We start from the raw sequence: 9,433 nt of genomic DNA, 5'->3' as shown, positions 1-9,433 counted from the left end.
CGCTGAAATCGCCGCTGTTGTCGTCGTCGATGAAGATCGTCACCGGATCATGCGACCAGGCGGTGTCGTCGGCGCTTGTGCCGTCGCCGGTCAGGTCCTCGTACTTGGTGCCACTGATCGAGAAGTCGAGGAAGTTGGTGAAGTCGTTGCCGCTGTCGGTGCCGCCGCTGCCGGGGTTGCCGACGGTCTGCACCAGGGTGCCGGTCTGCTCGGAGCCGTCAGGCACGACCTCGTAGATGTTCTTGCCGACATCGGCCAGCGTCAGACCGCCGATCGACCAGTTGCCGGAGGCGTCGGTCGTCGTCGAGCGGTCGCCGGCGCTGAAATCGCCGCTGTTGTCGTCGTCGATGAAGATCGTCACCGGATCATGCGACCAGGCGGTGTCGTCGGCGCTTGTGCCGTCGCCGGTCAGGTCCTCGTACTTGGTGCCACTGATCGAGAAGTCATGGAAATTGGCGAAGTCCATCCCCGACTGGTCCTCGCCTGACAGGCCATCGATCGTGTAGCCCGCTTGGCCGAGCGTCTGCACATAGCCGCCCGGCAGTTGTTCATAGACCTTCAACCCATCAAAGGTGGCGTCCAAGCCGGTGAACGACCACGTGCCGTTGGCCGCCGTTGTCGTCGTGAGATCATCGGCGCTCAAGTCGCCGCTATTGTCCTTGTCGATGAAGATCGTCACGCCGCCGAGGCCGGCATCGCCCGTCGTCTGGCTGTCGCCATTGGCATCCAGGTATTTCGTGCCCGAAATCCCGAACGTCACCAGGTTGTTGGGATTCGTGCCCCATTCCTCGAAGCCCGAGCCTGTCTGCCAGTCGCCAGCCTGGCCGCCAAACGCCGAGTAGACGTAAACATATTGATGATCGGCATCCTGGAGAAATTCGCTGTCTTTGATCAAGACGCGGATGTCGCTGTCGCCGCTGCCCGAAGACAGGCTGGAATTCAGCGCAACCCAAACATCGCCGCTGGCATCCAGATTGTAGACGAGATGCTCGCCGGTTACGCCGAAACCGCTGCCTGGAGTGTATGGGGTGTTCTCGGAAACCGGCACGTGCCCCATGCCCAGATTTCCAGAGGTCTCCTGGTAAATCTGCAGGCTGTCCAGCGAAATGAATTCGCCGTTGCTGCCATTTTGTTCGTTGGAGTCAAGCAGAAATTCCCGATAGGCCACGCCGTCGACTATGACGATAGGAATATCGCTTAAAAGCAAGGCCTTGTTGTGCTGCGCGCTCGTGTTCTCGTTGTACTGCGGGCTGAGAACATCGCCATAGGTGCCGCCGCGATCGTAGTTGTAGCCCTGCTCCGTAGGGGGATTGTTCGGGCCCTGAACTTGGACAAAGGCATCGAAGGTGCCAGTCCCTGACGATTGTCCGAAGTCTGTTTTGACTTGATAGACTTGGAACTTTGCGTCGCCGACATTGAAGCCAGCGAGTGTCGTGGCATTTCGCACCGTCAAGTCGGCTGCCGCGCCGGAAGCGTCTGGGGGAGGAGGAGGAGCATCGGTGAAGTTCACGGTCGCGACCCGGCCGTCTGCCTGGTCTGTCGCTGTGAGCACGAACGCCTGGTTCGCCGCGTCGCTGTTGACGTACCACGAGGTCTGGATCTTGCCGTTGACTGTACCATCGAGATCGCCGGCGCCGCCATCGGTGACGACCCAGGGCGTACCAGTCCCGGTCAGATCATAGGTGAGCACATCGTCCACGGTGCCGAGGACCCCGTCGGCGCCAGCGCTGACATGGGCGACCGAAAATGTGAGCGAGCCGCCGTCCCCGACGTCGGTGGCGGTGATCCCTACCGTCTCGCCGGGCGCGTAGTCCGCGTCCGCCTGGTCTATCGTAACCGCAAGCGGCGGAACGGGGTCGGAAGAAGCCGGATCGGTGCTTCCGGTCACGGTGGAATCAAGGGTTGCGAGCGGATCGTTGGTCAGATTGTCGCTGATATCGCTAGACGTCATTTCATTTCCCCTAGCTTCGGATTCGGTTGCTGATCGTGGCTGCTGTTTTCTCTTGGCTGCTGTTTCCCACCTGGGCGGGCTTACTCTCTAAAGGCTCGACTGATCTGGTCCCGCAATGGCTTGACCAGGTAGGAGATCACCGAACGGTCCTCGGTCTTGATGAAGGATTCCACCGGCATGCCGGGCACCAGCTTGACCTCGCCGAGGCGCGCGACTTCCGCGGCGGTCGTCCTGATACGCACAGTGTAATAGTTGGCACCAGTGCGCTGATCGGTGGCGATGTCGGGCGAGGTCCTTTCGACCACGCCGTCGATTTGCGGCGTCGTGCGGGTGTTGAATGCCGAAAAGCGCAGCGACGCCGACTGGCCGACCCATAGCTTGTCGATGTCGCTGGGGGCGATCTTGGCCTCCACCGCCAGACTGTCATTGTCCGGCACGACCTGCATGATCGTCTGTCCGGGCGTGATCACGCCGCCGATCGTATAGGCGAGCGACTGCTGCACGACGCCGTCCTGCGGGGCGCGGATGTCGACACGCTTCAACTGGTCCTCGGCGGCGACCTTGCGCTCGATGAGCTCGCCCATCTTGCCGTCGATGTCGCGCAAGTCCCGGTTCACTTCGGTGCTGAGGTCGAGGTCGATCTGGATGATCTGCAGCTTGATCTCGGCGATGCGCCCCTGCGCCTGCGCCAGCGCGGCGATGAGCTGGCCGCGTTCGCCATCGAGGCGTGTCGCCTCGCGCTCGGTCGAGGTCAGGCGATCGATGGAGATGAGCTTCTTGCCCCACAGCGTGCGCACGGAAGCGAGCTCCTTTTGCACCAGCTGTATTTCCTTGCTTTTGGCTTCCATCTGCGCGGTGTCGCCGGCGATCTCCTTCTCGAGCTGGACGATGCGTTCGCCGAGCTGGCCCTTCTGGCCGGCGCGGGAGGTGCGCCGCGTGTCGAAATGCTGCGTCTCGCCGGAGATCGCCTCGGCGACGTCGGGATCGGCCGAGCGATCGAGGAGGTCCCGGGGAAAGTCGATGCCGTCCGTCCCCCGGCGCTCGGCATCGAGACGGGCCTTGCGCGCCATGAGCTGGTCGAGCGCCTTGCTCACCACCGCAAGATTGGCGGCCGGCACGGTGCGGTCGAGACGCAGCAAAAGGTCGCCGGCCTTCACGCGGTCACCGTCGCGAGCGTCGATCTCGGCCACGACGCCCCCGGTCGCATGCTGCACGTTCTTGACATGCGAACCGACGACCAGCGTGCCTGGAGCGATCACCGCGCCGGCGATCTCGGTGACCGAGGCCCAGCCGCCCACACCACCTCCAAGCAGGAGCACGGCGCCGAGCCCAAGGCGAGTGTAGAAACGGATCGAAGCGTGGGCGTTGCCGGGCGCGGCCATGTCAGTTCCCTCCCCCGGTCCGGGTGGCGACCGCGGTCGTTTCCGCGGATACCCGCTGCGGCGGGTTGCTTGACGGGACCGAGCGCAGCATCGGGAACATCTTGGCGAAGACCTCCTCCTTCGGTCCGAATTCGTGCACGCGCCCCTGCTTCATCGCCATGATGAAATCGACGGCGGTCAGCACGTTCGGGCGATGGGCGACGATGACGACAACGCCGCCGCGCTCGCGAACGCCGAGCATCGCGCGGATCAAGGCCTGCTCGCCGTCCATGTCGAGGTTGGAATTCGGCTCGTCGAGCACGACCAGGAACGGATCGCGATAGAGCGTGCGAGCCAAAGCGATGCGCTGGCGCTGGCCGGCCGAAAGCGCCTCGCCATGGTCACCGATCTCGGTTTCATAACCCTGGCGGAAGCCGACGATCAGGTCATGCGCGCCGGCCGCCTTGGCCGCGGCGATGATTGCTGCCGGGTCGGCGTCCATCTCGAAGCGGGAGATGTTTTCGGCGACCGTGCCGGCAAACAGCTCCACATCCTGCGGCAGGTAGCCGATATGGCGGCCGCGCTCCTGCGACGACCATTGGTCGAGGTCGGCGCCATCGAGCTTGACGCGGCCGCCGAGGGGTTGCCAGGCCCCGACCAGGGCCCGCACCAAGGTGGACTTTCCCGAGCCGCTCGGCCCGATGATGCCGAGCCCATGGCCGGCTTCCATGGCGAAGCTGGCGTCCTGCACCAGCAGCCGCTGCAGGCCCGGAGCCGTAATGGCGGCATTCTGCATCACCACGCTGGCGCTGGGGGCCGGCAGCAATAGGGGTTCGGTTTCGGCAGGCATGACCGCCAGCACCTTGGTCAGGCGTTGCCAGCCCTGGCGCGCGCCGACGAAACCTTTCCAGTTGGCGATCGCCAGATCGACCGGCGCCAGCGCCCGGCCGCTGAGGATGGAAGCGGCGATGATGACGCCCGCCGATGCCTCCTGCTCGATCACCAGCCAAGCGCCGATGCCGAGCATCGACGACTGCAGCAGCATGCGCAGCACTTTCGACACCGCGCCGAAACTGCCGGCAACGTCGCTGACCTTGCGCTGGTCGGCGATGAATTCGACGTTGGCATCCTGCCAGCGCGACGCCAGCCCGCCAGCCATGCCCATGGCGGCGACCACTTCGGCATTACGGGTGCCTGCAGCGATGAGCCCGCCGCGCCGGTTGCCGCTCAAGGTTGCGGCCGATACCGGTAGTCGCGTCAGCCGCTCGGCAAGCAGGGTCAGCACGACCAGCACGACCGCGCCGAGCAGCGCCGCGGCGCCAAGCACCCAGTGGAACATGAAGATGATGATCAGGTATAGGGGCAGCCATGGCAGGTCGAAAAGCGCCGTCGGTCCCATGCCTGACAGGAAGCCGCGCACGCTGTCGAGATCGCGCATCGGCTGCAGGCTGTCAGCCCCGCGCGCGGCCTTCAGCGGCAATCTCAGCATCGAGGTATAGACGCGACGGCCAAGCGCCTCGTCGAGCGCCCCGCCGATGCGCACCAGCACCCGCGCCCGCACGAAATCGAGGAAACCCTGCCCACAATAAAGGATGACGAGCAATATCGAGATGCCGACAAGCGTCGGCAGGCTGCGGCTCGGCAGCACGCGATCATAGACCTCGAGCATGTAGAGCGAGCCGGCAAGCATCAGCACGTTGAGCATGCCGCTGAACAGTCCGACCGCAATGAAGGCCGACCGGCAACTGGCAAGCGCAGCGGCCAGTTCGGAGCGAGCGGGATTGGCCTTCCGCGCGGCCGGCCTCGCCGATGGCTTGCCCGGCGCGGCGGTCCGACCGGCTGGGTCGCCAACGGGTTTTTGCCTGCCGTCGCCGCGGGCGCGAAACATGGCCAGGCTGCCGATACCCGCCATCGCCACCGCGACGAGCGTCCAGCCCATCGACGCAAGCCCGCTGAAGCCGGACAGAAAGAAACCGGCGACGCAAACGACGACGGCAAAGCCGAAAAGCCTGACCTTCGCCTGCGCCGAAGCAAACGCTGCTTTGCTCAACAACCCGAGCGACGCCTTACTGAACCCCGCAGTCACGACTTGCCTCTCCCATCAGGGACGAGTCAGCTGCGCGCAACGGCGCGCAACGCGGCTGACTGGCCATGGCAACAGCGCCGAGATTCAGCGCTCAAGTCCGAGAGGGAGGAGGATCGGCGTTGCGTCTGGCAACCCGCGGCAGCGGCCGGCGAACTGCAAAACGCGACAGCGCCTCACGACGACTGGCGGCTCGATGGTGATGCGGCGGCGACTGATATGTCGCCGCGCGGTTCCCTTCCCTGTAGCGCCGTAACTCGTTGTTGCCGGTCGGGAGATTGTTTACGCTACTATATTAGAACATTATTAACTCTATCTGGGCGTGCGTCAACGGGCATTTCGACGAAGATTCGGCCCGGTGAAGTTGAAGTATATGGGAGTATAACGCCGGGCGAAGCGGACGGAGCTGATTCGCTCACACCACCTTCTTGCCGCGCTTGCCGCCGTGCTCTGCAACCGCCTTCTCGACGGCGCGTTTCAGTTCATCCTTGATCTCGACCGTCTCGGCCATCAACGTCTCGATCTTCAGGAAATCGAGCACGCGGTATTTCGAGACGGCCGGGCGGATGAGGATGTCGGGCGGACACTGCCTCAGCTTGTTGGCGATGATCGACTGCATCATCAGTTGCGTGGCGCCGTACATCAAATCGACGGTGGTCGGGTGCCTGCGCTCGGCCTCGCTCGGCGCGCCGACGACGTCGATGGCGATGACGATGTCGGCGTCCTTTTCGATGAGGTCAAACGGCACCGGGTTGTAGATGCCGCCGTCGATCAGCACGCGGCCATCGCGGGTCACCGGCCGGAACACCGCCGGAATGGCCGCCGAGGCAGCCAATGCGGAATGCAGGTCACCATCCTCGAAGACCGCAAGCTTGTGGCCGAAATAATCGGTCGCCGTCACCTTGAGTGGGATCTTCAGCTCCGCGAATGTTTCGGGAATGGCCTCTGGCAGGAAGGCCTTCAGGATACGCTCGACATTGAACTGGCTGACGCGGATGCCGCTCTCCATCGCCTCGGCGATGGTGCCCGGCCGTGCCCGCCACATGCGCGAGGCCACCTCGGCGCGGCGGCCGAGGATCGAGCGGGCATAGTCGTGGATGTCCTTGCCGGTCATGCCGGAGGCCATGCCGGCGCCCATGATGGCGCCGATCGAGGAGCCGGCGATGGCCACCGGCCTGATGCCGAGCTCGTCCAGCGCCTCGATGGCGTGGATGTGGGCCAGGCCCCGCGCGCCGCCGCCGCCGAAGGCAACGCCGAAGGTGGGGCCGCTGCTCATCCCTTGCCGCCTCCCGCAGTCTTGGCGAGCGGCGGCCCGACGACCATGATCGCCGGCGCGGGCGACAGCAGCTTCTTCGCCGCCGCCTTGACGTCATCCAGCGTCACCGCGTTGATGAGGCCGGCGCGGCGCTGCAGATAGTCGATGCCCAGCCTGTCGAGCTGCAGTTCCACCAAGGTCGCCGCGATGGAGCCGGAGGAGTCCAGATTGTTGATGGCATAGGCGCCGATCATGTATTTCTTGGCGGCGTCGAGCTCAGCCTCTGTCGGACCTTGTTCGGCCAATGTCTTGACCACGTCGCGCACAATCGCAAGCGTCTCCGACGCGCGGTCGGAGCGAGTCGCGGTGGTGATGATCAGCGCGTTGGAATGCTGGTGGTCGACCAGGTTGGAATCGACGCCATAGGCAAGGCCGCGCTTCTCGCGCACCTCGTCATAGAGGCGCGAGGTGAAGGTGCCGCCGCCGAGGATCTCGTTCATCAGCACCGCGGCGAAGAAATCCGGCGCGCTGCGCTTCACGCCGGGATAGGCGAACTGCAGCGAGGTCTGCGGCAGGTCGTAGTCGACCTCCACCTGCTGGCCAAGCTTGGGTTGGGTGTCGGCGATGGCGGCGAGCGCCTGCCTCTGCGGCAGGTCGCCGAACAGTTGGTCGAGCTTCCGCTTCAATGTCGCGGCGTCGATGTCGCCGACCACGGCGACATGCAGGCCGTCGCGGGCGAAGCTCGCTTTGTGGAAGGCGCCGAGATCTGCCGGCGCGATCGCTGCGATGCTCTCCCTGGTGCCTTCGTCCGGCCTGGAATAGGGATGCTCGCCATAGATGGCGCGCAGCCATTTGCGCTGGGCGATCGCATTGGGGTCGCGCTCATTGGCGACGATGCCCGCCAGCACCTGGGCGCGCACGCGGTCAAGCGGCGCCTGGTCGAAGCGGGGCTTGTTGACCGCGAGCGTCAAGAGATCGAAGGCGGCGTCCTTCTGTTCCGACAGCATGCGCATCGAGCCGTAAATGCCGTCTCGCTGCGGCTCGAAGCTCATCTCGGCGCCGGCATCGTCGAGCTTCACCTGGAAAGCATCGCTGTCGAGGTCTCCGGCGCCCTCGTCGAACAGGCCGGTCATCAGATTGGCCAGCCCCTCCTTGCCCGCCGGATCCTGCGCGGTGCCGCCGTCGAAGACGAAGCGGATGGCGATGATCGGCACCGTGTGGTCCTCGACCAGCCAGGCGGTGATGCCCTTGTCGGACTTCACCTCCTGGATGTTCATGCCGGCATGCGCGGCGAGCGCGGGCAGGATCAGGAAGAAGATCGCAAAGCAAAGGGTGGCGAGGGCGCGCAGCGCCTTTCCTTCTCCCCTTGCGGGAGAAGGTGTCGCCGAAGGCGACGGATGAGGGGTGTTGGAAGAAACGAACCGTGGGCGGTCCTGCCAGCACCCCTCATCCGTCTCGGCGCCACGCGCCGATCCACCTTCTCCCGCAAGAGGAGAAGGAAAAGCACTCATCCGCCCGGCCACAGAACTCATCATCAATTCCCCGCCTGTTGCTGCGGCAGGAGATAGCCTGTCGTCGAATGGTCGAGCACCAGATAACGGGCGGCGACCTCCTTGACCTCGTTGGCGGTGACCTTGCGGATGCGGTCCGGCCATTCGAGCACGTCCTGCACATTGCCGCCGGTGGCCAGCGTCGAGCCATACATGTTGGCCATGTCGTCCTGCTTGTCGCGGGCGAAGATCATCGAGCGGACATAGCGCTGCTTGGCCTTCTCCAGCTCGTCGTCGGTGACGCCGTCCCTGGCGATGCGGGCGACCTCGGCGTCGACCGCCGCCTCGACATCGCCGAGCTTGGCGTCACCGCGCGGTGCGCCGTAGATGGTGAAGTTGGTGGCGTCGAGCATGGTGCCCTGGAAGTAGGCGCCGGCCTCCGCCGCGATGCCCTGCTTCACGACCAGTTGCTGGTAGAGCCGGCTGCGGTTGCCGCCGCCGAGGATTTCGGCGAGCAGGTCGAGCGCCTCGGCCTCGCCCGGCCGGGCCGTGTGATAGGACGGCACCACCCATTGCGTCGAGAAGGTCGGCACCGAAACGCGCGCGTCGGACAGCGTCACCGAGCGTTTGGTGTTCTGCTCGGGCTCGACCGGGCGGATGCGCGGCGGCAGGTCCGGCCCGCGCGCGACCTTGCCGTAGGTCTTCTCGGCCAGCGCCTTCACCGTGTCGGGCTCGACATCGCCAGCAACCACCAGCACGGCGTTGTTCGGCCGGTAATACTTGTCGTAGAAAGCGATCGCGTCGGTGCGGTTCAGCTGTTCCATCTCCTGCATCCAGCCGATGACCGGAATGCGGTAGGGCTGGTTCTGCCACAGAGTGGCGTCGACCTCCTCCTCCAGCAGCGCCTGCGGGCTGCTGTCGATGCGGGAACGGCGCTCCTCCAGGATGACGTCGCGCTCGGTCTTGATGACGTCGTCGGTGAGGATGAGGTTGCGCATGCGGTCGGCCTCGAAGGCCATCATCTCGCCCAGCGCCGATGGCGCCACCGTCTCGTGGAAGGCGGTATAGTCGTAGGAGGTGAAGGCGTTGTTGGAGCCGCCGATCTCCGCGACGGCGCTGTCGAACTCGCCGGCGGCGTGGTTGGTGGTCGCCTTGAACATCAGGTGCTCGAAGAAATGCGCGATGCCGGATTTGCCGGCCGGCTCATCGGCGCTGCCGATCTTGTACCACACCATGTGGGTAACGATCGGGGCGCGATGATCGGGGATGACCACCACCTCCATGCCGTTGTCG

At 64.9% G+C, this 9,433-nt stretch carries 6 protein-coding genes; all 6 read right to left on the bottom strand.

All coding sequences use genetic code 11. From position 1 onward, the window contains the following. On the bottom strand, positions 1-1,951 hold a 1,951-nt coding region (locus tag EN738_RS24780; protein WP_210214088.1), incomplete at its 3' end, for a hypothetical protein. Positions 1,952-2,031: 80 nt separating this feature from the next. Further along, a complete protein-coding gene (locus tag EN738_RS24775) occupies positions 2,032-3,333 on the bottom strand; it encodes an HlyD family type I secretion periplasmic adaptor subunit (RefSeq protein WP_127286001.1) in 1,302 nt (433 codons plus the stop codon). Position 3,334: 1 nt separating this feature from the next. Next, positions 3,335-5,362: a type I secretion system permease/ATPase gene (locus EN738_RS24770; RefSeq protein ID WP_245478433.1), complete on the bottom strand. Its 2,028-nt coding sequence runs from the start codon at positions 5,360-5,362 to the stop codon at positions 3,335-3,337. A 448-nt stretch (positions 5,363-5,810) separates the two neighbouring features. Continuing rightward, positions 5,811-6,671, bottom strand: coding sequence for a patatin-like phospholipase family protein (locus EN738_RS24765; protein ID WP_127286000.1), 861 nt, complete (start codon positions 6,669-6,671; stop codon positions 5,811-5,813). After that, positions 6,668-7,999: a pitrilysin family protein gene (locus EN738_RS24760; RefSeq protein ID WP_189340656.1), complete on the bottom strand. Its 1,332-nt coding sequence runs from the start codon at positions 7,997-7,999 to the stop codon at positions 6,668-6,670. The genes EN738_RS24765 and EN738_RS24760 overlap by 4 nt, the downstream gene beginning before the upstream one ends. Positions 8,000-8,184: 185 nt before the next feature. Next, on the bottom strand, positions 8,185-9,433 hold a 1,249-nt coding region (locus tag EN738_RS24755), incomplete at its 5' end, for a pitrilysin family protein (RefSeq protein ID WP_145966921.1).

Origin of the sequence: Mesorhizobium sp. M4B.F.Ca.ET.017.02.2.1, assembly GCF_003998955.1 — a bacterium.
GTDB classification, from domain to species: Bacteria; Pseudomonadota; Alphaproteobacteria; order Rhizobiales; family Rhizobiaceae; genus Mesorhizobium; species Mesorhizobium abyssinicae.
This window is presented reverse-complemented; position numbering and strand designations above follow the sequence as displayed.